At 61.7% G+C, this 20,010-nt stretch carries 37 protein-coding genes and 2 tRNA genes; 12 read left to right on the top strand and 27 right to left on the bottom strand.

Going from position 1 to position 20,010, the window contains the following annotated elements; all coding sequences use genetic code 11:
* Positions 1-203 precede the first annotated feature (203 nt).
* From JHW40_RS14735 to JHW40_RS14720, 4 genes are all read right to left on the bottom strand, one after another.
* Positions 204-293, bottom strand: a tRNA-Ser gene (locus JHW40_RS14735).
* A 38-nt stretch (positions 294-331) separates the two neighbouring features.
* A complete protein-coding gene (gene phaR / locus JHW40_RS14730) occupies positions 332-946 on the bottom strand; it encodes a polyhydroxyalkanoate synthesis repressor PhaR (RefSeq protein WP_090613556.1) in 615 nt (204 codons plus the stop codon).
* A 185-nt stretch (positions 947-1,131) separates the two neighbouring features.
* Positions 1,132-1,587 (bottom strand): Phasin, encoded by a 456-nt coding sequence (locus JHW40_RS14725; RefSeq protein ID WP_090613577.1) that lies wholly within the window; start codon positions 1,585-1,587, stop codon positions 1,132-1,134.
* Positions 1,588-1,768: 181 nt separating this feature from the next.
* Positions 1,769-3,568: a PHA/PHB synthase family protein gene (locus tag JHW40_RS14720; RefSeq protein WP_244519241.1), complete on the bottom strand. Its 1,800-nt coding sequence runs from the start codon at positions 3,566-3,568 to the stop codon at positions 1,769-1,771.
* A gap of 471 nt (positions 3,569-4,039) precedes the next feature.
* On the opposite strand from JHW40_RS14720, the gene phaZ reads away from it, so the two are divergent.
* Positions 4,040-5,392, top strand: a complete 1,353-nt coding sequence (gene phaZ, locus JHW40_RS14715) for a polyhydroxyalkanoate depolymerase (RefSeq protein WP_090613548.1) — start codon at positions 4,040-4,042, stop codon at positions 5,390-5,392.
* 52 nt (positions 5,393-5,444) lie between these two features.
* Here phaZ and JHW40_RS14710 read toward each other — a convergent pair whose 3' ends face one another.
* Positions 5,445-6,173 (bottom strand): alpha/beta hydrolase, encoded by a 729-nt coding sequence (locus JHW40_RS14710; protein WP_419182475.1) that lies wholly within the window; start codon positions 6,171-6,173, stop codon positions 5,445-5,447.
* A 143-nt stretch (positions 6,174-6,316) separates the two neighbouring features.
* Here JHW40_RS14710 and JHW40_RS14705 point away from each other — a divergent pair.
* A tRNA-Ser gene (locus tag JHW40_RS14705) sits at positions 6,317-6,406 on the top strand.
* A gap of 174 nt (positions 6,407-6,580) precedes the next feature.
* Positions 6,581-7,870, top strand: coding sequence for a site-specific integrase (locus JHW40_RS14700; RefSeq protein WP_090613543.1), 1,290 nt, complete (start codon positions 6,581-6,583; stop codon positions 7,868-7,870).
* Here JHW40_RS14700 and JHW40_RS14695 read toward each other — a convergent pair.
* From JHW40_RS14695 to JHW40_RS14590, 22 genes are all read right to left on the bottom strand, one after another.
* A complete protein-coding gene (locus JHW40_RS14695) occupies positions 7,867-8,139 on the bottom strand; it encodes a hypothetical protein (RefSeq protein ID WP_090613540.1) in 273 nt (90 codons plus the stop codon). The genes JHW40_RS14700 and JHW40_RS14695 overlap by 4 nt on opposite strands.
* The gene (locus tag JHW40_RS14690) at positions 8,139-8,339 is read right to left on the bottom strand and encodes a hypothetical protein (RefSeq protein ID WP_090613538.1); all 201 of its coding nucleotides are present in this window, start codon (positions 8,337-8,339) and stop codon (positions 8,139-8,141) included. The genes JHW40_RS14695 and JHW40_RS14690 overlap by 1 nt, the downstream gene beginning before the upstream one ends.
* Positions 8,339-8,617, bottom strand: a complete 279-nt coding sequence (locus JHW40_RS14685) for a hypothetical protein (protein WP_090613535.1) — start codon at positions 8,615-8,617, stop codon at positions 8,339-8,341. Before JHW40_RS14685 ends, JHW40_RS14690 begins: the two co-directional genes overlap by 1 nt.
* A complete protein-coding gene (locus JHW40_RS14680) occupies positions 8,604-8,825 on the bottom strand; it encodes a hypothetical protein (protein WP_139208185.1) in 222 nt (73 codons plus the stop codon). The genes JHW40_RS14685 and JHW40_RS14680 overlap by 14 nt, the downstream gene beginning before the upstream one ends.
* Positions 8,818-9,048 (bottom strand): hypothetical protein, encoded by a 231-nt coding sequence (locus JHW40_RS14675; protein WP_090613532.1) that lies wholly within the window; start codon positions 9,046-9,048, stop codon positions 8,818-8,820. Before JHW40_RS14675 ends, JHW40_RS14680 begins: the two co-directional genes overlap by 8 nt.
* Positions 9,045-9,266, bottom strand: a complete 222-nt coding sequence (locus JHW40_RS14670; RefSeq protein WP_090613529.1) for a hypothetical protein — start codon at positions 9,264-9,266, stop codon at positions 9,045-9,047. The genes JHW40_RS14675 and JHW40_RS14670 overlap by 4 nt, the downstream gene beginning before the upstream one ends.
* A gap of 4 nt (positions 9,267-9,270) precedes the next feature.
* The gene (locus JHW40_RS14665) at positions 9,271-9,426 is read right to left on the bottom strand and encodes a hypothetical protein (protein WP_170851852.1); all 156 of its coding nucleotides are present in this window, start codon (positions 9,424-9,426) and stop codon (positions 9,271-9,273) included.
* Positions 9,426-9,644: a hypothetical protein gene (locus JHW40_RS14660; RefSeq protein WP_090613527.1), complete on the bottom strand. Its 219-nt coding sequence runs from the start codon at positions 9,642-9,644 to the stop codon at positions 9,426-9,428. Before JHW40_RS14660 ends, JHW40_RS14665 begins: the two co-directional genes overlap by 1 nt.
* The gene (locus JHW40_RS14655; RefSeq protein WP_090613524.1) at positions 9,644-10,453 is read right to left on the bottom strand and encodes a hypothetical protein; all 810 of its coding nucleotides are present in this window, start codon (positions 10,451-10,453) and stop codon (positions 9,644-9,646) included. The genes JHW40_RS14660 and JHW40_RS14655 overlap by 1 nt, the downstream gene beginning before the upstream one ends.
* Positions 10,450-10,710 (bottom strand): hypothetical protein, encoded by a 261-nt coding sequence (locus JHW40_RS14650; protein WP_139208184.1) that lies wholly within the window; start codon positions 10,708-10,710, stop codon positions 10,450-10,452. The genes JHW40_RS14655 and JHW40_RS14650 overlap by 4 nt, the downstream gene beginning before the upstream one ends.
* A complete protein-coding gene (locus JHW40_RS14645) occupies positions 10,707-11,090 on the bottom strand; it encodes a VVA0879 family protein (RefSeq protein WP_090613522.1) in 384 nt (127 codons plus the stop codon). The genes JHW40_RS14650 and JHW40_RS14645 overlap by 4 nt, the downstream gene beginning before the upstream one ends.
* Entirely contained in the window at positions 11,090-11,476 is a 387-nt protein-coding gene (locus JHW40_RS14640; protein ID WP_336390096.1) for a DUF2312 domain-containing protein, read from the bottom strand. The genes JHW40_RS14645 and JHW40_RS14640 overlap by 1 nt, the downstream gene beginning before the upstream one ends.
* A gap of 66 nt (positions 11,477-11,542) precedes the next feature.
* A complete protein-coding gene (locus tag JHW40_RS14635) occupies positions 11,543-11,782 on the bottom strand; it encodes a hypothetical protein (protein WP_090613519.1) in 240 nt (79 codons plus the stop codon).
* Positions 11,779-13,068, bottom strand: a complete 1,290-nt coding sequence (locus JHW40_RS14630) for a recombinase RecT (RefSeq protein WP_090613516.1) — start codon at positions 13,066-13,068, stop codon at positions 11,779-11,781. Before JHW40_RS14630 ends, JHW40_RS14635 begins: the two co-directional genes overlap by 4 nt.
* Positions 13,065-13,820, bottom strand: a complete 756-nt coding sequence (locus tag JHW40_RS14625) for a hypothetical protein (protein WP_090613514.1) — start codon at positions 13,818-13,820, stop codon at positions 13,065-13,067. The genes JHW40_RS14630 and JHW40_RS14625 overlap by 4 nt, the downstream gene beginning before the upstream one ends.
* Positions 13,821-13,832: 12 nt before the next feature.
* Entirely contained in the window at positions 13,833-14,213 is a 381-nt protein-coding gene (locus JHW40_RS14620) for a hypothetical protein (RefSeq protein ID WP_090613511.1), read from the bottom strand.
* Complete coding sequence (locus JHW40_RS14615; protein ID WP_272848998.1) at positions 14,210-14,623, bottom strand: methyltransferase domain-containing protein; 414 nt, start codon at positions 14,621-14,623, stop codon at positions 14,210-14,212. Before JHW40_RS14615 ends, JHW40_RS14620 begins: the two co-directional genes overlap by 4 nt.
* A gap of 77 nt (positions 14,624-14,700) precedes the next feature.
* On the bottom strand, positions 14,701-14,874 hold the full coding sequence (locus JHW40_RS14610) for a hypothetical protein (protein ID WP_211657328.1): 174 nt from the start codon (positions 14,872-14,874) through the stop codon (positions 14,701-14,703).
* Between the two features lie 23 nt (positions 14,875-14,897).
* Positions 14,898-15,224, bottom strand: coding sequence for a zinc finger-like domain-containing protein (locus tag JHW40_RS14605; RefSeq protein WP_090613503.1), 327 nt, complete (start codon positions 15,222-15,224; stop codon positions 14,898-14,900).
* The gene (locus JHW40_RS14600; RefSeq protein WP_170851851.1) at positions 15,221-15,397 is read right to left on the bottom strand and encodes a hypothetical protein; all 177 of its coding nucleotides are present in this window, start codon (positions 15,395-15,397) and stop codon (positions 15,221-15,223) included. Before JHW40_RS14600 ends, JHW40_RS14605 begins: the two co-directional genes overlap by 4 nt.
* A complete protein-coding gene (locus JHW40_RS14595) occupies positions 15,397-15,576 on the bottom strand; it encodes a hypothetical protein (RefSeq protein ID WP_090613501.1) in 180 nt (59 codons plus the stop codon). The genes JHW40_RS14600 and JHW40_RS14595 overlap by 1 nt, the downstream gene beginning before the upstream one ends.
* A gap of 318 nt (positions 15,577-15,894) precedes the next feature.
* A complete protein-coding gene (locus tag JHW40_RS14590; RefSeq protein WP_139208183.1) occupies positions 15,895-16,242 on the bottom strand; it encodes a hypothetical protein in 348 nt (115 codons plus the stop codon).
* A 121-nt stretch (positions 16,243-16,363) separates the two neighbouring features.
* Between JHW40_RS14590 and JHW40_RS14585 the strand changes: the two genes are divergently transcribed.
* Genes JHW40_RS14585 through JHW40_RS14545 form a run of 9 tightly spaced genes read left to right on the top strand, consistent with a single transcriptional unit; the run spans position 16,364 to position 19,995 of the window.
* Positions 16,364-16,618, top strand: a complete 255-nt coding sequence (locus JHW40_RS14585) for a helix-turn-helix domain-containing protein (protein WP_090613496.1) — start codon at positions 16,364-16,366, stop codon at positions 16,616-16,618.
* Positions 16,611-17,153: an MT-A70 family methyltransferase gene (locus JHW40_RS14580; protein ID WP_090613493.1), complete on the top strand. Its 543-nt coding sequence runs from the start codon at positions 16,611-16,613 to the stop codon at positions 17,151-17,153. Before JHW40_RS14585 ends, JHW40_RS14580 begins: the two co-directional genes overlap by 8 nt.
* Positions 17,150-17,347, top strand: coding sequence for a hypothetical protein (locus tag JHW40_RS14575; RefSeq protein ID WP_244519240.1), 198 nt, complete (start codon positions 17,150-17,152; stop codon positions 17,345-17,347). The genes JHW40_RS14580 and JHW40_RS14575 overlap by 4 nt, the downstream gene beginning before the upstream one ends.
* Positions 17,344-17,625, top strand: a complete 282-nt coding sequence (locus tag JHW40_RS14570) for a hypothetical protein (RefSeq protein WP_139208182.1) — start codon at positions 17,344-17,346, stop codon at positions 17,623-17,625. The genes JHW40_RS14575 and JHW40_RS14570 overlap by 4 nt, the downstream gene beginning before the upstream one ends.
* On the top strand, positions 17,625-17,816 hold the full coding sequence (locus tag JHW40_RS14565; RefSeq protein WP_090613489.1) for a hypothetical protein: 192 nt from the start codon (positions 17,625-17,627) through the stop codon (positions 17,814-17,816). Before JHW40_RS14570 ends, JHW40_RS14565 begins: the two co-directional genes overlap by 1 nt.
* Positions 17,813-18,265 (top strand): XF1762 family protein, encoded by a 453-nt coding sequence (locus JHW40_RS14560; protein ID WP_244519239.1) that lies wholly within the window; start codon positions 17,813-17,815, stop codon positions 18,263-18,265. Before JHW40_RS14565 ends, JHW40_RS14560 begins: the two co-directional genes overlap by 4 nt.
* Positions 18,262-18,687, top strand: coding sequence for a PDDEXK family nuclease (locus JHW40_RS14555; protein ID WP_170851850.1), 426 nt, complete (start codon positions 18,262-18,264; stop codon positions 18,685-18,687). The genes JHW40_RS14560 and JHW40_RS14555 overlap by 4 nt, the downstream gene beginning before the upstream one ends.
* Positions 18,684-19,643: a YdaU family protein gene (locus JHW40_RS14550; protein WP_090613484.1), complete on the top strand. Its 960-nt coding sequence runs from the start codon at positions 18,684-18,686 to the stop codon at positions 19,641-19,643. The genes JHW40_RS14555 and JHW40_RS14550 overlap by 4 nt, the downstream gene beginning before the upstream one ends.
* Positions 19,585-19,995, top strand: coding sequence for a hypothetical protein (locus JHW40_RS14545; protein WP_139208181.1), 411 nt, complete (start codon positions 19,585-19,587; stop codon positions 19,993-19,995). Before JHW40_RS14550 ends, JHW40_RS14545 begins: the two co-directional genes overlap by 59 nt.
* Positions 19,996-20,010 lie beyond the last annotated feature (15 nt).

The raw sequence follows: 20,010 nt of genomic DNA, 5'->3' as shown, positions 1-20,010 counted from the left end.
AACTGGCGAGCGAAGCACGCACCCGACTGCGGCTTGGAAAGGGCGGCTATCGGCGGGAACACGTCCGGGCCTTCGCCCAACACGTCGAGGTCGCAGACGACGCGATCTACATCAAAGGAAGCAAAAACGTCCTGTTGAGGACGCTGGTAGCCGCCAAGGGAGGGAAATCGGCGGGAATCGGCGTTCCCGGTTTTGTTCCGAAGTGGCGGAGCGAGAGGGATTCGAACCCTCGAGACGGTTCCCCGCCTACACACTTTCCAGGCGTGCGCCTTCGACCACTCGGCCACCGCTCCGTCGGGATCATCTAGCCCGTCGCAAAAGCAGACGCAAGTCAGAGCTTGGAGATGCGGTTCTGAAGTTCCGCAAGTTGCCGGCGTATCTCGCTCATGTCGTCTGCGTCGTCGCCGGCCCCCGTATCGCCATTGCCGGAAGAGGGCGCTGTCGGAGACGCGGAATTGCCTGCGCCGTCGTGCAGATCCTCGGGGTCGGGGGCCGAGCCGGTGCTGCGCCAGCCGCCCATCATCGCCTTCAGGAACATCTGCTGCTGACGTTGCAGCGCCTCGAAACCGGCCATGCCGCTCATCGGGTTGGGGATGGTGGTCATGTTCTCCATCAGCTTCGACTGGCTTTCGCGCAGCATCTCGAAACTGGCGGCCAGGAATTGCGGCACCACCGAATGCGCGTTGGTGGCATAGCTGCGGACCAGATCGGTCAGGACATCGACTGGCAGGACGCTTTCGCCGCGGCTTTCATGCTCGGCGATGATCTGCAGCAGGTATTGGCGCGTCAGATCGTCGCCGGATTTGAGATCCACGATCTTGACCTCGCGGCCGTCGCGGATGAAGGCGGCGATATCCTCCAGCGTGACGTAATCGCTTGTTTCGGTGTTATAAAGCCGACGGCTGGCATAACGTTTGATCAGAAGCGGCGCGGCATTTGTGGCCATTCATCGGCCCCTTTCGGCAGTCACATTTCCCGCATGATGAGTGCAGCGCAGCGAAAAGGCAAAGAAAAATTCTGCACCTGCCGTAATCGACAGGATCGGCAGGGATGCCGGGGCGCGGGCCCGGCCGGAATAGGAAAAGGGGGCGCAAGGCCCCCTTTCCACAAGATCAGACGATCGGCGCCGGATTATTTCGCGGCGGCAGCGGTCGTGGCTTTCTTGACGGCGGCCTGCGTTTCGCGGGTCGCTTTTTCGGCCACTTTCTGGGCGTCCGAAGCAATGTCCTTGCCAGCGGTCAGCATCAGATCGACGGTGTCCATCTGAACTTTCTTGGCGACTTCGCCGAACGAGGCGATATGCTCGGCGGCGACTTCAGCCGAGGCCGACGCGAAATCGGTCATCGCCTTGGCGTAATCGGCGGGCTCTTCCTTGGGGGCGGCCAGTTCGCCGATGCGGGCGAAGGTGTCCTTGGCCCACTGGGCCGAAATCTCGGTCGAACGCTCGGCAGCCGACAGGGCGACGCGGGCCAGTTTTTCGTTCAGGACGGCCTGCGATTTCACCGCCTCTTTCACCGAAGAGGTGTCAACCGGGAAGTTCGAGAACAGGTCTTGCAGGGTCTTGGTGAAGTCGGGGGTCTTAGCCATTTCAATCTCCATTTCCGCGGCGGGTGATGGATTGGGGCCACCGCGTGATTTCTATCACTGCCTCAATATGCATGCTGCGGCGCAGCATTTCAAGTTATTTTTGCTGCATTGCAGAATAAAAGCCTACCACAGTCGCCTGTTTTGCGCATCAACCTGAGAAGGCGGGATATTATTTTTGCAATCAGAGGGCGCGTTCGTGGACATAAGTGCCGGGCGCTGGCCCCAACCCTTCGCCCGGCTGTCTGGCCGGCACTTTTTCACCGGAACGATTCGCCAGCCACTCGCCCCAGACCGGCCACCAGCTGCCTTCGCCAAAGCTGGAGGAATCGCGCCAGGCCTGAAAGCCGTTGGTGAAATCGCGACCGCCGGTATAGTGGCCGTATTTCTTCTTGCTGGGCGGGTTGACGATCCCGGCGACATGACCCGATTCCGACAGGATGAAGCTTTTGTCGTCCGAGCCCATCTGCGCCACGCCGCGCCAGCAATCCTTCCACGGGGCGATATGGTCACCTTCGCAGGCCACGGCGCAAAGCGGCACGGTGACATCGGACAGGTGCAGCCTGTGGCCCAGGATATCGAAGCCGTCGCCGGCGAAATCGTTGCTCTGGCACAGGCCGCGCAGATATTGCATCGTCATGCGGCCCGGCAGGTTGGTGCTGTCGCCGTTCCAGAACAGCAGATCGAAGGCGGGCGGCGCCTCGCCCAGCATATAGCTGCGGATCGCAGGCCCCCAGACCAGATCATTGGCGCGCAGAAAGCTCATGGTGCGCGACATCAGCGGCGCCATCAGCATGCCGTGACGTTCGATCTCGTCGCCGATGCCGTTGACGAAATCGTCCTGCAGGAAGGTGGTGAATTCGCCCTGTTCAGAGAAATCCGTCAGGGTGGTGAAAAAGGTGGCCGAGTTCACGCGCTGATCCCCGCGCTGTTTCAGCAACGCCAGCGCCAGCGACAGGGTCGTGCCCGCGATGCAATAGCCGACCGCGTTCAGCTGCTTTTGCCCGGTCACGGCCTGAACCTTGTCCATCGCCTCGATATAGGCGGTGATGTAATCCTCCAGCCCGGTCTCGGCATAGCTGGCGTCGGGGTTTTTCCAGCTGACGACGAACAGGGTATAGCCCTGCTCGACCAGCCAGCGGATCAGGCTGTTCTGCGGCTTCAGGTCAAGAATATAGAACTTATTGATCCAGGGCGGAAAGATCACCACCGGCAGCGCATGCACTTGTTCGGTGGCGGGGCTGTACTGGATCAGCTCGAACAGGGGGGTGCGGTGGACGACGCGACCTTCAGAGGTGCCGATATTCTCGCCCACGGAAAACGCATCACGGTCGGCCAGCGACACGATCATCTCGCCGCCGTGGCGTTCGACATCGCGCACAAGGTTTTCGAGACCGCGCACAAGGCTTTCGCCCTCGGTCTCGATCGCCTTTTCCAGCGCGTCGGGATTGGTGGCCAGGAAATTGGTCGGCGCCAGCATGTCGATGACCTGATTGGTCAGCCAGTTGACACGGCGGCGCGCGACCTCGTCGGGCAGTTCCAGATCCTGCGCGGCCTCGCGCATCGCCTTTGCGTTGATCTGGTATTGCTTCATCACGAAGTTGAAAAAGGGATGGCTGTGCCACAAGGGATGTTTGAACCGCTTGTCCTGCGGGCTGTCATCCTCGTCATCGGTGACGGTCAGCTGGCCCCGCGCCAGCGCCGATTGCGCGCGGGTATAGTGTTTCAGCGTCTCGCCCCAGAAATTCACCTGCTGCTCGATCACCCGGGCGGGCTGCTCAGCCATCGTCTTCATCCAGGCCCCGGCGGCAGTCAGATAGAGATCCGGCCCCGGCCCCTCGACACCCGGATCATGCTTGATGCGTTCGCCAAGCGCCGCCATCAGCCGCTGCGACAGGGCGTCGATCCGTTCGATATTCTGGGTCAGCTTCTGGGCGGTGGGCGCCTTGACGCCGAGGCCAAGCAGGTTCAGCGCCTCTTGCATGGTGGGCGCATCGTCAGTCCCGGAAGCGGGCGGAACCTGCGCCGTCGCGGCTGGTTTCGTGGCCTCTGCTGCGGGTCTGGCGGCGGCTTTCCGAGGCCGTGCGGCAGGCTTTTTCTGCGCCGCTGCATCTGCGGATACGGCCTTTGGCGTGCGTTTGCGGGCGGGTTTTGCTGACGTTGACGCAACGTCAGGTTTGGCCGTGACGGCGGCAGAGGAAACCCCTGCCGCAATGGGCTTTGCCCCTTGTTTTTTCTGCGTTTCGGCGGATTCTTTCGATGCCGATTTTGCGCGCGAAGCCTGCTTGCGGCCGGTGGCGGCTGGTCCCGATCTGCTTGCCATGAAACCTGATCCCCCCTAATACCACCCTATCATATGCGCAGGGCGGTCCAGGCGTAAACCCGGCTTTTCCCGTATCCCCGCAACTTGCCAAGCGCAGAGTGACCGCCGCAACGCAGCAAAGGGTAACCTGCCATGCCGATCAAAGGGGTCAAGGGGATCATTTCCTACGACGCAATGGAAACGATCCGGAATACCAATGAATGGATGGGCGCTTCAGCCCGCGCCATCGCGTCCTATCCCGCTTTTGCGCTGATCCCTCATCCGGCCTTCAAGCTGATGAGCGCATGGGGCCGTGTGACCGAGCGCAGCTTTTCACGCATGGTCATCAAGCCGGACTGGGAAATTCCGCCCATCGCCGGGGCCGAGGGGCAGGATCATATCGTCTATGTCGAACGCCACACCCGGCGCGTCTTTGGCGATCTGATCCATTTCCGCGTCGCCCGCCGCGAACCGATGCCGCGCAAGGTGCTGCTGGTGGCGCCGATGTCGGGGCATTATGCGACGCTGATGCGTTCGACCGTGACCTCGCTGCTGTCGGATTGCGAGGTCTATGTGACCGACTGGCACAATGCCCGCGACATCCCGGTCAGCGAAGGCAAGTTCGATGTCGAGGATTACACCAAATATCTGGCGGATTTCATCCGCGTGCTTGGCCCCGACACCAACGTGATCGCCGTCTGCCAGCCCGCGCCGCTGGCGCTGGCCGCCACCGCGTTGCTGGCCGAGCAGGAGCCCGAGGCCCAGCCCCGCACCCTGACCCTGATCGGGGGCCCCGTCGATCCCGACGCCGCTGCGACCGAGGTCACGGATTTCGGCAACCGCATGACGATGGGAGAGCTGGAGCATCTGGTGATCCAGTCGGTCGGCTTCAAATATCGTGGCGCGGGGCGGATGGTCTATCCGGGTCTGGCGCAGCTGTCCTCGTTCATCGCGATGAATGCGGAAACCCATGCCAAGGCCTTCATCGACAAGATCTTCAACGAGGCGCGCGGCACGGCCTCGGAAGGCGACAAGCACAACACGTTCTATGACGAATATCTGGCGATCATGGACATGACGGCGGAATTCTATCTGTCCACGGTCGAGCGGATCTTCAAGAATCTCGAAGTCGCGCAGAACCGCTTTACGGTGGACGGCCGCCATGTCGATATCAGCAAGATCAAGGATGTCGCGATCATGACGGTCGAGGGCGCGAATGACGATATCTCGGCGCCGGGCCAATGCGTCGCCGCGCTGGACCTGTGCAGCGGCGTGCCGGATTCGAAGAAGGTTCAGCATCTTGAACCCGGCGCGGGCCATTACGGCATCTTCGCGGGCAAGTCGTGGCGTCTGAACATCCGCCCGCTGGTGCTGGATTTCATCGACGACAATGCCAGCGACGCCAAGCCCGAACGGACCAAGCGCCGCCGCAAGACCGCCGGTTCGCGCAAGGACGATTGCGGCGTCAGCGATTCGATCGGTGACAACAGCAAGATCGCCGTCTGAGCGCGCCCACCAAGGCGACCAAGGCCGGGCACGATGCCCGGCCTTTTGTCTGTCAGCGTGACAGATCCTCGATGCTGGCCCCGATCAGTTCCAGGCATTCGGGGGTTGAAAACCGGTGATCCGCGCCCTTCATCAGCGTCAGCCGGACATCCTCGCCCCTGGCGTGATCCAGCAGCCGCAGCGCCCAATCGACCGGAACATCCTCATCCGCAGTGCCCTGCAACATCCGCACCGGGAAGGGCAGCGGCAATTCCCGGTCCATGATCAGATGGTCCCGGCCATCCTCGATCAGGTGCCGGGTGATGACATAAGGGTCGCCATAATCGCTGGGAACGGCAATCCGCCCCTCGCGCAGCAGCACCTGTCGTTGGTCCTCGTCGAAGCCGGCCCAGTACCCCTGTTCGGTGAAATCCGGCGCGGCGGCGATGGTGACCAGCCCCGCCACCCGTTCCGGCATAGCGCGTGACAGCAACAGGCTGATCCAACCGCCCATGCTGGAGCCGACCAGAACCTGCGGCCCATCAGTCAGCGTCGTGATCGCGGCGGTGGCATCGGCGAACCACTGCCCGATGCAGCCATCCTCGAACGCGCCACTGCTGGCACCATGCCCGGAATAGTCGAAGCGCAGAAACGGCCGCCCCGTCCGCTGCGCCCATTCGTCCAGCCATTCCGCCTTGGTCCCCGTCATGTCCGAGCGGAAGCCGCCCAGAAAGACAACCCCGGTGCCACGCCCCTTACGCTGCCGATAGGCGATGCTGCGTCCCTGAGCGGTTTCAAGCATGTCCACCACGCGAGCCTCCTCGATTTCTTGATCCTGCCTCTTTCCCTGTCTGCAAAGGCGGCTGTTTTCAACCGAAAGATTTTTTGCCCGCGCTGCGGATCAGGCCTTGCTTTGCTGCCCGCCCCGCTGCTAGACCCCACGGCGGAGACGTGGCCGAGTGGTCGAAGGCACACCCCTGCTAAGGGTGCAGGCGGGAAACCGCCTCGAGGGTTCGAATCCCTTCGTCTCCGCCATTTTCCCATTTTTCGAGACGCGCAAGCCCCTGAAAAGTAAGCGTTTCATTAGATGCCTCGCTGGTGCTGCTTGTTTTTGTGCCGGATCGGTTCACATGGCGGTTCACAAGATGTATCGCAAATAGGGACACGATACAAATTGAAATCCGTATCTGAAACCGCGACAATATCCCCATGAAAGCGCCCAAGCCCTTCCTGCGCGGGGATCACTATTACATCCGCCGCCGCGTTCCCGCCCGATATGCCCCCGTCGAACCGCGGGGCTATGTCCACATCTGCCTCTATACCGACAGCCCGAAGATCGCCGCGCACAAAGCCCCCGAGATATGGGCCCAGATGATCGAAGGTTGGGAAGCCATGCTGGAAGGCCACGATGCCGAGGGCGAGCGCCGGTTGAAGGCGGCGCACAACCTCGCTCAGCGCCGGGGCTATCGGTATCTGGAAGCCGACGCTGTGGCCAAGCTGCCGCTGACCGAGATCCTGAAACGGGTCGAATCGGTCGTGGACAAGCGCGACCGGCTGAACATGAAGGAAGCCGACGCCGCCCTTGGCATCGCGCCCAAGCCATCCTTGACCGTCAAGGAAGCCGTGGACGAGTTCTACAAGGTCGCTGCCGACCGCGTGCAGGGAAAGAACGACGACCAGATGCGCCGCCACAAGGCGCCGCGCAAGAAGGCCACCCGCAACTTCATCGAGGCCGTCGAGAACAAGCCTCTGAGCGAGATCACCACCGACGATATGTTCGCCTTTCGCGCTTGGTGGCTGGAGCGCGTGGCCAAGGGCGAGGTGCTGGCCGCCAGCGCCAACAAGGATTTCACCTATCTGGCGGCCATGTGGCGTGCCGTCGCCCGCGTCAAACGGATCGACCTTAAATTCACCACCGACGGTCTGGCGCTGTCCGACAGCGCAGCCAAGAAGCGGACCCGCGTCCCGTTCTCGGATGAATGGATCACCGGCACGCTGTTGAAGGATGGCGCGCTGAACGGGCTGAACGCGGATGCCCGCTATATCCTGCTGGGGATGATCAATACCGGCTATCGCCCAAGCGAAGGTGCGGGCCTCCTGCCGAAAGAAATCAAGCTGGACGGAAAGGTTCCGCATATCCTGATCCAGCCGAACGACAACCGGGCCCTGAAAAACACCCATTCCGAAAGGTATATCCCCCTGACCGGGATCAGCCTGGAGGCATTCAGGGAAATGAAGAACGGGTTTCCGCGCTATGCGTCCAACAGCGCCACGTTATCTGCAACGGTCAACAAGTTCCTTGTCGAAAACAAGCTGCTGGAAAGCGACAGGCACAGCTTCTATGGGCTGCGGCATTCGTTCGAGGATCGGTTGCTGGTGGCCGGGATTGATGAGCGGATCAGGCGCGACCTTATGGGGCATGGGCTCAAGCGGGAACGGTATGGTCTGGGCGGCGATATGGCGCATGTCCACGGGCTAATGTCCCCGATTGCCCTCTAAATCCGAGAACCGCCCCGGCGCTCGCGCATCATGGCCTGTAAGTTCATCATCCCGGCCATGCCCGCCGCTTCGGCCGCCACATGAGATTCGCAGCCCATCAGCAGTTTCTCGATTTCAGCGCCGTCGCCACCAGTGCCGCGGGCGATCGAGCGGCCCAGCATCGTCGCCAGGCCCTCGATCACGCAGGAAACCCGATCCGCGTCCTTGTCTTTCAAGGCGCCGGTCATTTCCCGCGAGCATAGGGTTGCAAGCTGTTCAAAGAAATCCATCAGCCAGCCCTCCGCAGTTGTGCCAACGCGCGTGCGCGCGCCAGAGGATCATCCGTGTGGCGGGCGGCCAATTCTGCCCGCGCCGCCTGCAATTCTGTGTCCAACCGCTCGAAGATCGGCAGGGCAGCGGCGTTGTGAGCTACCACCCGGGCCGTGATCAGCAACGCGCGCTCTATGCGACTGATGTTGACCTGCGCCATCAACCTCCCCCCTTCCCGACGGTGGCTAGGGCGGCTTTTATCTTGCGCCTGATACCTCGCCATTGCGCTCGCTTGTGCTTTTCGGCGTCGGGACCAAAGAAGCTACATTCCTCATGCTGAAGGATTTCTGACAGGACATCTTCCAGCGTCTTGTTCCGGGTCAGGGCGTCGGCGGCTTCGATGCGCTCGACTTCCATCCGCCGAATATGATGATTTGGCTGTTCGTGGGCCTGCGGACCCTTTAGCCGCAGCCGGGCGATCAGGTCAGTGTGGGTCATGGCTGGCCCCATTCGCTTCGGCGGCCAGCGCCTCTGCGGCTATCCTCGGAAGAAATACCCCGCCGCAATGGTCCGGGTTTCGATATTCGCGGATCAGGTCGGCGGTCACGTTCATTCCGCCCTTCGACCGGTCGGCCACGAACCAGCGTGGCCAGTCATTGGTGCGGTCGCTGGCAGACCGGGCAAAGTATCTCGGCCGATCACTCATCCCGGCCTCCATCGTTCGGTATGATTTCCAGCATGCGATCATACATCCTGACCGGAAGGACGATCACCGGTCTGGCCTCGACGCCGAACAAGCTGTCGTTCGGAATGATTTGAACCCGGGCATGTGCTGCAATTGCCGCGATGGCCCGCAGCAAATTGTCATCGGCAGACCGTATCTGGTCAGCGGCGGCCCGCAGCTTCGCAAGCATGTTGGTATCACTCATGGGCCGTCACCCTTCTGGACGGGCGCCGGGTTGGGCCATCCGCACGCAGGCTCGGCGCCCTCGATAGCGTCGATCACCCAACCGAGAAGCTGTCGGGTCCATTCGGCCTGCACGCCGTTGCATGTCGCATCGTCGCGCTGAATCGCTTTCAACAGACTGCGCAACGGGCCTTCGGCGGCGATGGCGGCAGAAACGGTGGAAGGCATCGGCTTGTTCATGTCGTCATTCCTCGTTCACGTCGTCGGCCTCGGCCGAAAGGACGTTGTTCCAGCTTTCCACGATCTCGACGGCGCGTTCCTCGGCCTCGGTTTCGTTGCGGGCATAGACCTTGATTTCTTTCGTCTGCTCATAGCGGACGGTCACGTTAAAGCGGGGCATCAGAACGGGATTTCCTCTCGTTGGTCCTCGCGGAAGGCCACGCGCTCGACATCGACGCGGCGATGCATGGCGACAGCCTCCATGACGAAGAACATGTGACCGGGATGCAGCCGTGCGAGGCGATCCGCCTCCATCTCGGCCGCTCGGCGGCTTTGGTGCGTGCAGGATGCCGGGCCAGCGCCCTTGACCATCCAGAAGGGTTCGGGGCGGCCAGACATCACGCCGCCCCTTCCGGCTGGTTCTTCGCCAACCCTTCCAGCGCCTCGATCTCGTCGGCAGCCTTGCGGAGCCGGGCGACGAGCGGCGAAAAGCCGTCCCTGCAATCGGCCAATGCACGCGCAGCGCGGCCCCACGCTACCGGGTCAGTGTTCCAGGAGGCTGCTTGTCCCTCGCCAAAAGCGGCTTCGAATTTGGCGACATTGGCTGCGGATTCCTCCAGAACTGCCGTGCGCCGCTTCACGGCATCATCGACCTGTTGCTTGAACTGCGCGCGCTGGCGCTCGGCTTCCGCATGGGAAATTTCTCGCGCCTCGCGTGTTGCGTCCGCGATCATGCCCTGCATGACGCCATCGGCGCGGCGCAACATCGCGGCAAGGAATGATCGGCTGATCTGCTCGGCGTGAGTTTTTTCTGCCTCGCGGATGGTGGTCCAACGCTTGCCGTCGAACTCGCGCAGGCCCCATGCCGGGGGAAGGTCTGACAGATCGTCCACGATGCCGGGCGGGGTGTGGACCCACCAACGATCACAGTAACGGGCGATGGCCTCTGCCTTGCTTGGGTCCGCTGCTTCGCGCTTCCAGTCCGAGCGGCTTATCTTGATCTCGACGCCATGCAGTTCAAGCCCACGCGACGGCCAGAGCGACATCATGACAGCATCGGCATAGCGCCCGGACATGGCCCCGGTGCCTTCCCCGACTTCCCACATGATCGCCCATTGCGGATCGCACCAGCGTTTTTTCATGCCCGCGCGAATGTCGGACGCTTTCAGGCGGATAGCTTTCGCCGGCTTGGTGAAAAGGTCGGTCATGCCGCACCGCCTTTCCGTGCGTCCAACATGGCGTCGGCATCGCGATACGCAAGTTTTACCCTCGCTTCATGCCATTCAGGCGAGCCAGGCTCACAGTTGCGAGGACACCATGCGCCAATACCCATCAGCGCCTGACCGGCGAACCAGTCGCGCAGGGTCAGGCCTTTATTTACAATTTCGTGGTCAATACCTTGGCTGTCACGATATACACTCTTGAACGGGAACGCGGGGCCGCCGTTTTCGATATGATCCGTCATGCCGCACCAACCTTCTGCGCAATCTCATGCGCGTGCTGCTGGGCCTGCTCGGGCGTTGCGACCTCGAAACGAGGGTGCTTCACACCGTCACTGTCGATGACTTCCAGCTTGTGCAGCCGGAACATCCCTCCAAGCGTCCGGTCGCAGGGCTGTCCGTCAGGCTTGCGACGGGGCGATCCCGCGCCGGTCCACCGACCGACACACGAAAAGCCCAAGAAACGCTCAACCGTGTCGAAGTCCTGCCCTGCGCCGGCTGCGATCAGGTCGCGCGCGCTTTGCACGGTGCCGCAGCAGGGGCATATCATCGCCATGTCGGCGCGATCATCCATGCCTTGGGCCATGAGCGCCGCATGGAATTCGGGAATGGTCATGGTCTGCATCACGCCATCCCCAGCGATTGCTTGTAGAGGTCCACGATGGCCTCATGCTCGGCCAGTTCGTCCTTGTCGCGCTTGCGCTCGCTGATCACCGTCTTGAGAGCCTTGGTGTCGTAGCCACGCGCCTTCGCCTCTGCGAAGGTTTCCCTGATCTGGTCACTGATCTCCTTCTTCTCCGATTCCAGCTGCTCGACCTGCTCGATGAACTGCCGCAATTCGCCAGCCGTCACGTCGTAGGCCTGCTGGTTGTGCTTGCTGAAATCGGGATCATCCTTCATCGGCGGCTTGCGGTTCAGCCGATCTGCGGCAGCCTTCAGGCCCCCCGTCGTGGTTTCCAAAACGGTCTGTCCATCGCCCGTCCTGAGCGTGACTTTTGTGTCGTCCGACATTTCTGCCCTCTCCTGATGATGAGTTCGGGATGGCAGCCCCACAGGGCTGCGCACCGGAAATCACCATCATTCCGGCAGAGGGCCGGAGGCGCGCAGCGCATCGGCGGCGGCCGTGTCGCCCGCGCGTTCCGCCTTCTTGATCGCGGCGGCGCGGTGATACGGGTTCATGTCCGACATCTTGACCCTGCTGCCGTCGCTGCGATGCCAGTGGCCGTCATTCGGGGCTGGCGCAGGCTTTCCATCCTGCTGCTGGCCATAGGGCCAATCGACCGGCGTCACGCCGCTGTTTTCGTTGCCCGCGCTCATTGCGATTCACCTTCACGCTCAGCCACGAAAGCTTCGTATTCCTCGATCATCGCCGCATATTCGTCGGGCGCATCCCGTTTGATCTCGGCAAGCTGCGCGTCGAACAGTTCCAGCGTCTCATCCAGCGGTGCGCCGTCGGTCAGATTGTCTTTGATCGACTGGTCGATTTTCTGGATCAGGTCCGACATCGAGAACAGGCCGCCGCCCACCTTGTCGCCGTCCTTCGGCGCGCTGCGCTTGGGGCGGTCATTGTGCGGGGTTTTGTCGGTGTGATCGGCCGCCTTGGCCGTGCTGCGGCGCTGGCGCGGGGCCGGTTCCTTTTCCGGCTCCGGGTCGATCGACTGCTGGGTCGCGCGCTGGTCCTCAACTTGGGCGACCTCGCCGGTTTCCTGATCATAGTCCTGATCGTCACCGGACCCATATTCGCCGTCGATGTAATCGGTCTGCTCGACGTTCAGCCCTTCGGTCGGGTTCATCGCGAAATCCGCGAAGGCCGCCCGGCTGTTATCGACCTCGACCGCATCGCGGAACTCGGTGGACAGCGGCAGATACTTGGACAGCGCACGAATGGCGGTTTTCTTCGCCATTTCGTCCTCATGCGATGCCCACGGGCTATTGACCGGCTTATTGTATTGCGTCGCCGTCTTGAGCGCCGACTGCCAGCCTTGGCTGCCGTCGCGGATCTTCATCACCTGTGACCACGGCAGGACGACATAGGCGTGCCCGCCATCCTTGAATTTGGCGATGGCATAGGCGTGCAGCTTGTCTCCGTCCTGCGGGCCGGGCCGGTGCCGCAAGGTGGCCTCGGTCCCTTCCTCGTATTCCCACAATTCGTCATCCGAATAGTGGATGTTCGCGCTGATCGACGTGATATGGCCGGAACGGCGGGCCAGGTCGATAAGACCCTTGTAGCCAATGACCAATTGAACGTCGGTGCCGATGACTTCCCAGCGCCCGGTTTGCTTGTTCTTCCCGCGCTTGTCGAACGGGATGAGATAGGCGTGACCAAGAACCGTGTTCGGCTCCAGCCCAAGCCCGGCGCATTGCATCATCGCCCCCAGCAGGGACATGGGCGAACATTGCTCCAACTTCGGCGTGGTGCGCAGCGCGTTGGCAATCAGGCGCATCATTCGCTCAGGCTTCATGTGCGCCGCCGCGACGGCGCCCAGCTGGCCCTTGGCCTGATCGTTGACCAGCATTTCCTTGACGCTGTTGACCTGACGGAGCGGCATTTTGCTGATGGGGAGTCGGGCCTCGCGCGGGCCGGTGGTGACTGGCGCGTTCATGCTGCCGTCCTTTCTTCATGGAAAATGATGCCGGGGATTTCCTTTGCGCCGTCTTTCGAGCGGCGCTCGGCCTCGGCCATCCGCTCGATGAACTCTTGCAGCTTCGGGCCGTGTTCGGCGTGGTCGCGGAAGAACGAAAACGCCCGGTTCATGTTCTCGGCCTCGGCGCGATAATTCGTGCGCATCGCCATCGTGCGCCCGCCGCCCGTGGCGCTGGCGACGTTCACCTTGACCGGCTTCGCGGCGGCTTTGGCGGCTTTGGCGGCTTCCTTCGCCGCTACCTCGGCCTGCGCCTGTGCGATTACGTCATTGCGGGCCTCGGCCTCGCGGCGCAGCCGGTCGGCTTCCTCCTGCTGGCGACGGGCTTCCTCGCGATCTGCGGCCTTGCGCTTTTCTTCCTCGATGCGCTTCTGGTCCATGTAAGCCGCCGCCATGGCCTTGAGCGACTTGCCGAGATTTTCGAGGGGGTCCAGCAGCGTCTTGAACTTTGTATCGACCGCCTTGCCCGCCTCAACATGCGGTTCCTTTGCGGCTTTGCGCGCATCGTCCGTTTCCTTGAACGCGGCTCGCGTCTGCGCGATCAGGTCAGCCAGCTTCCCGGCCTGTTCCTCTGTCTCGATCGTCTTGAGATCCAGCCATGCGCCCCCGGCGTCGGCCAGTTCGCGAACGCGGGTTTCCAGCCGCTCGACCACATCAGGATCGTAGGGAAGCTGGCTGTTGTGGCCGGGACCGGCCGGTGTTTGATCGTCCATTTAGACCTCCTGTCAGGGCCGGATCGCGGCCATTTCGTGCAAGTTCAGGGCGACGTGAGTTGCCGCCATGTCGGGGATTGTTGCGTGCGCGCCGGTCAGCCCGTCGTATTCGGACTCGGAAATCGCGCGGCAGTATGACCAGATCGCATAAGGGTCGCGCGGGCTTCCGTTACAGATCGCGCGCAACCGTTCGTCTGCCACCAGTTCGCCCGTTTCCGGGTCGATCTGCTGTTCCAGCCAGATTTCGACCGGCACGAACGGCCCGTTGCGGACCATCCGACGCTTGTAGAGTCCGGGCTGGGGTTCGTCCTCGAAGCGCGGGACACGCTCACCGGCAACTGTGCGGCGCCAGAAATCGTATTGCGTTTCGCGGGGCGTAGGCTGGCGGATCATGCTGCGCCCCTCCGCATGGTCACACCCAACCCTGCGGCCTCTGCGCGGTGCAGCGCAGCGACAGCGCGGGGACCGGCTGCGAACAGAGTGGTGCCGGTGCCGGGCGATTTGCCGATGCTGCCGTCTGGGCGCTCGAACTTGATCTTGCCCGCCACGAACAGCGTTGCATCAGCACGCCGGTTGGCATCCTGCCACCATGGGGCGCTGGTGCGATCAGGTGTCAGGGCGATGCCGTTGCCGTGGGCGAAGAATTTATCAAGCCACGGGACCAGCCCATTGCGGCCACCAAACGGCGGGTTCATCCAGATAAAATCGCACCACTGACAATTCAGGCTGTCAGACCAGAACCACTCATGCGCAGGGACGTGAACCGGGCCAGCTTTCGGCGCGGCCACGTCCAGATCGAACATAATCGGATCCATCGCGGCGAACACATAGGCTGGCGTATACCATTCGTCCGTCGCGCCGACGCTGGGTTCCCAAATGCTCATTCTTCATCATCCTGTGCATATGCGCACACGTCGCAGAGCGAGAAATCGGTATCATCCTGCCGTGCGATGAAGCCCAGCAGATCCGGCTGCCGGAACGGTCGGTTGCACGATGCGCAGTAATCGTGATCCTCGGGCCGGTCCTGCCCGTAGTGCGCATCTGCCGCGATCATGTTTCCGTCGGTCGGGCCCCACATCACGCCAACCCCTTCGCGTCGATAATCTGCCGGGCGGCGTTGCGCTGGAAAGTCGTCCACGCCTCGCCCCGCGCATCGGCCGTCCGCAAGGATTTCAGGAAATCGCTTTGCGCCGAGTTGCGCACCACGGCCATGTAAAGGCCGGGGTTGCTGCGGTTCTGCTCCTGCGCCGCCCTGATGCGCCGCACCTTCGCGGCCTTGGCCGCCTTGGCGCGCGCTTCCGGGCTCGTGGACCATCCGCCGCGCCCTTTGCAGGTGTGGCAGCGGCGGTCAAATCTCTCGCCTGTGCCGTCGCAGCGATCACAGAGGAATTTCGGGGCGGTCATTCTTGCCACCCTTGCTGCATGGCCGCCCAGCACTCTGCGCCGCCCAGACCTTCACAACGCGCGGGGCGCGCGGCCTCGGGGTCAGAGGTGAAGGCAAAGAGGAAAATGTACATGGTCACGGCGGCCAGAAAGGCCAGCACCGCGAGGATCACTGCATTCGCCGCGGCCCGCATCACAGCAGCACCCACAGGAAGAACGCGCCCCAGCCCAAGATCATGGCGACGATGGTCAGGCCGAGGGCGATGTGCCCCCGATTGGTGTCTTGCTCGGGATACTGCGCGCCCGGATGTGCCCGGTTTTCGCGTGGATCGTGGTATTGAAAGTGGTTTGTTGCTTCGATGCGACGGGGCATGAGTTCGATTCCAGCGGTTTGTTGCCGTTGGAATCGTTGTAGCTAAACTGGCTACATCATGCAATCATTTTTGTAGCCGTATTGGATACACAGATATCGCATTGCTTTGATAAGCAAAATCCCGCCGTAGTCAGGCGGGATACAAGAATCAGTTAATATGAGGGTTGACGGATGGTAACTTTCTTCGCTGGACTCCTGCATTTCATGCCGGATAGTAGGGTGAACCTTCCTTAATGACTGATCTGGAAATGACACCCGAAAGACTTGCGCAGCTTATACAGACCCTTCCCGCACCCGATAGATCTATCGTGACAAGTGTCATTTCTTTGCTTCTTGAGCGGCAAGCAGCTGCGCAACAAGAGAGCCAATTATCGCCCGGTTTTCAGGGTTCAGATCCTGAATCTGCTCGACAAGCTCAGGCCCCTTTGATTCGCCAGGAAGCGGAAAACCTGTGATTTCCGAGAGGGCCGCAGCCTCATCAAGTCGAACTCGGCGCTCCTTCGTCATCTTCTGAACCATCGACCGGCCATATGCGCCCAATTCTCGGCGCGCCGAGAGCGCGTCGGCAACTGCCTGCATCGTCATACCTGAATGTTCGATGGCCTCCTTTGCCCATTGGTTCATGAGGGTTTGCGGCTCTTTTTTGACCCGCGTCGAATCAGTCATTGCTTACTTACCTTTGTCTATCGCTAGACATTAGATGTATCGCGAATAGCGACAACCTTACAGTTACCAAAACAGCTACAAAGCAACTTGATCGCTGTAGCTATTCTGGCTACAGTAAGGCATGGAACCAGCACACACCATCATCAGCCGTCTTGGCGGCGCGTCCAAGGTAGCGGAAATCTGCGGTGTGCAGAGATCAGCACCGTGGAAATGGACGCAACCCAAGGAAAAGGGCGGGACTGACGGAATCATCCCGAAGGCTCACGCCCCTGCCATCATCGAAGCCGGTAAAAAGATCGGCCTCGACATCCCGGTTTCCGCCTTCATCCCCGGGTTCACGGGGCGAGGCAAAGCCCGGAAAAAGTCTGATGCCTGACCTGCCGGGCACCGAAGGCGGATTCGAGGTCGTGATCGCAGATCCTCCATGGGCGTTTTCGGGCAACAGCGTGGCCCGGCCCGGCAGGAATGTCCGTCGGCACTATTCCACCATGACCGTCGAACAGATCGCGGCCATGCCGGTGCGCGAAATCGTGGCCAAGCAGGCGCTATTGCTGCTGTGGATCACGGTGCCATTCGAGCATCGGGCGAATGAAGTTCTGGAAAGCTGGGGCTTCAAGGCCAAGTCCCGGTTGATCTGGGATAAAGGCCGGATCGCCACAGGATATTGGGCTCGGAACCGGCACGAGCCCTGCATCATCGCCACCCGCGGGCGCTTCCCTTGCCCCAAGCCCGCACTGTTTCCGACATCCATAATCCCCGGAAAGCGCCGCGAGCATTCGCGCAAACCCGAATGGCTGCACGACATCATCGACGCGCGCCTGCCTGACCATCGAAAGCTGGAACTGTTCGCACGCCGTCCCCGCGACGGATGGACGCTGTTCGGCAATGAAACAGTGAAGTTTGAGGCATGAACAATCAATCTCACCCACCCCTGATCATCGACAGCTTCGCCGGTGGTGGCGGGGTCAGCACCGGGATCGAGATGGCGCTGAACCGCTCGCCCGATGTCGCCATCAACCACAGCGCGGCGGCGCTGGCCCTGCACGCGGCCAACCACCCGGAGACGCTGCATCTGGACAGCAACATCTGGGATGTCGACCCATGACCCAGACTCGTATGTCATTCAACCCGACCGTGAAAACAATGCAATTCCGCGCATGGGCGTATTGCCAGACGCACGGCACAAATTTCACCATAGAGGATCTGGCCGAGACACTGAACGTCCAGCCCACCAGGCTGCGCCGGGCACTTCGTGATGAGCGGTGGTCGAAACACCTGCGCAGCAGTGTGCTGGAGCCCCACAGCGTCAGGACGCAATTCGACCAGTCGCAAGTTGCCGCGTCGGACATCGACCCGCGCCGGGCTTCCGTCGGGGCGATGTAATGCAGCCTGATGCCTCGATCGCCTTCATGCGCGCCGCGCGCGGTCAGAAGCTGGGCCTGCGCGAGATCGCAGAGCGCGCCGGCCTGACGATGGACGAGGCACGCGACATTCTTTCGCGCGGATACCGCGCGGGCCGGTTAACGATCCACGACGAGGACCGGCAGAACATCTGGATTGAGGTGAAGCCGTGACCGCCCGGATGCGCCATATCCGCCTCAAGTTGGCCGAGGCAAACGCATTTGTCGATGCTCACCATCGGCACCACCCATCCGTGGTCGGCCACCTGTTCAGTATCGGCGCCGTGCTGGGTGACATTCTGGTGGGCGTCGTCATTGTTGGCCGCCCGGTTTCGAGAATCCGCGACGACGGGATGACAGCCGAGGTCACGCGCCTTTGCACTGACGGAACCCCCAATGCTTGCAGCTTTCTTTACGGCAAGGCCGCTCGCGCAGCCTTCGCCTTAGGGTTCGACCGGATTGGCACGTACACGCTACCGGACGAGGGCGGCGCTTCGCTGCGCGGCGCGGGATGGCACCTGATCGGAGTGCGCCGGAGCGGTGAATGGTCCAATCCCTCGCGCCCGCGCGCGGCGCCGCGACATCCGACAGGGCCGAAGTTGCTCTGGGAGGTGTTGGCATGACACGCCCCGTCAGGATCCTGCGTCCGGATGACGGCAGCGCGCCCGGCCTGCGCGCGCCCAAGCGCAAGAGATCCGATGTCGAGGGTCCGATCCACAAGGACATCCTTGCCTATCTGCGCGCCCTGTTCCCGGCCGCCAGCATCCACCACAGCCCAAACAGCATTGGCCTGTCGGGCAAGCAGATCCAACGCCAAATCGCCCACAACGAGGCCATGGGAACGCGCAAGGGTTATCCCGACATCGAAGTGATCGAGATCGGTCCGGTGGTAATGATGTTCGAGGTCAAGGCGCCAGGCAATTATCCCGATGCAGATCAGCGCAAGCTGCATGATCACCTGCGGTCCCTCGGTTGTTTGGTCGCGGTTGTGCGGTCACGCAAAGATGTCGATGCGGCACTTTCAGATTGGGGGATTCAGAAATGAGCGCGGACAAAGCCGTTCATATTGCCCTCTATCCGTCCGATTGGCTGGCAGGGACACGCGGCCTGACCCCAGCTGAAACCGGCGTTTATATCACGCTGGTATGCATGATGTATGAGCGGCAGGCGCCGCTGAATTTCGATCCCGCGCGGCTGGCTCGCATGTGCAATTGCCCAGCTGGAACGTTCAGGAAAATTCTCTCTGTCCTGCTTGATGAGGGCAAGTTGGTCGAGGTGCCCGAAGGGCTTTGGCAGGCCCGTGTCGAGCGCGAAATCGTCGCCGCCAGATCGGCCATGGATGCGGCATCCGATCAGGGCCGAAAGGCGGCCGAAGCAAGATGGTCGAAAGCCAAAACGCAAAGTGACCGAGTCGAAAACGCGAAGGTCAAACCGCAAAGTGACAAACAGCAACGCTCGCAGCACACGCCGGAAAAAAGCAATGAAAACAGTGAATGCGATATGCAGGAGCAATGCAGGAGCAATGCTAACCAGAACCAGAACCAGAACCAGATAAAGATTCATGGTGGTGATGGTAGCGCGTGCGCGCGCGAAGGCGACGGGATGACGCTGCGCGAAAGCATCCTCACAGCCTGCGGAGCCGACCCGATAACCGGCCTGACCGGACCAAACGGAAATCCCCTCGGCAACCGATCCGACATGCACACCGTCGAGAAGTGGCAGACCGATCTCGGCCTGTCACCCGAAACCATCGTGGCCGTCATTCGCGACACCATGGCGCGAAAGCGCGACGGCCCGCCCGGACGCCTGACCTATTTCACCAAAGCGATGCAACGCGAAGCCGCCATGCAATCGGCGCCCAAATTGGAACCAGCAAACCATGAACCAGATCCAAACCACAGCCCAAGCCGAACGACATATCGCTCTGGCGCAAGTCGAGCGCATGACAATCTTGCAGCCGGTTTTGCGCGGGCGGTATCCAAGTTCCAAGACGGAGGCTGATGAGGCGCGGCGGGCAATCCAGCCCCTGAGCCAGCCCGCCGACCCGCTGTGGATCGGCCAACGTGTCGTCACGCTGCTGTATCACTATTTCGCGGCAGACATCGCGCCGGCAGCGATCGAGGCCATGGCCGAGGATTGGATCACGGAACTGCGGGAATATCCCGCATGGGCAATCGAAGCCGCCTGCAAGGCGTGGCTGTCCAAGGACAACCCAAAGCGCGGCAAAAAGCCCATGCCCGGCGACATTTCGGAAGGCGCCGATAAGTCCGCCGCCCTCATCACCAGCGCCCGGCAGATGATCAAGTTTTACGAGAAATACGGCGATCAACCGCCCGCATACCTGAAATCCTGACCCCGAACGAATGGA

Source organism: Paracoccus alcaliphilus (assembly GCF_028553725.1).
Lineage (GTDB): Bacteria > Pseudomonadota > Alphaproteobacteria > Rhodobacterales > Rhodobacteraceae > Paracoccus > Paracoccus alcaliphilus.
Note: the sequence above shows the minus strand (reverse complement) of the source record. Positions and strands in the feature narration are given on the sequence as shown.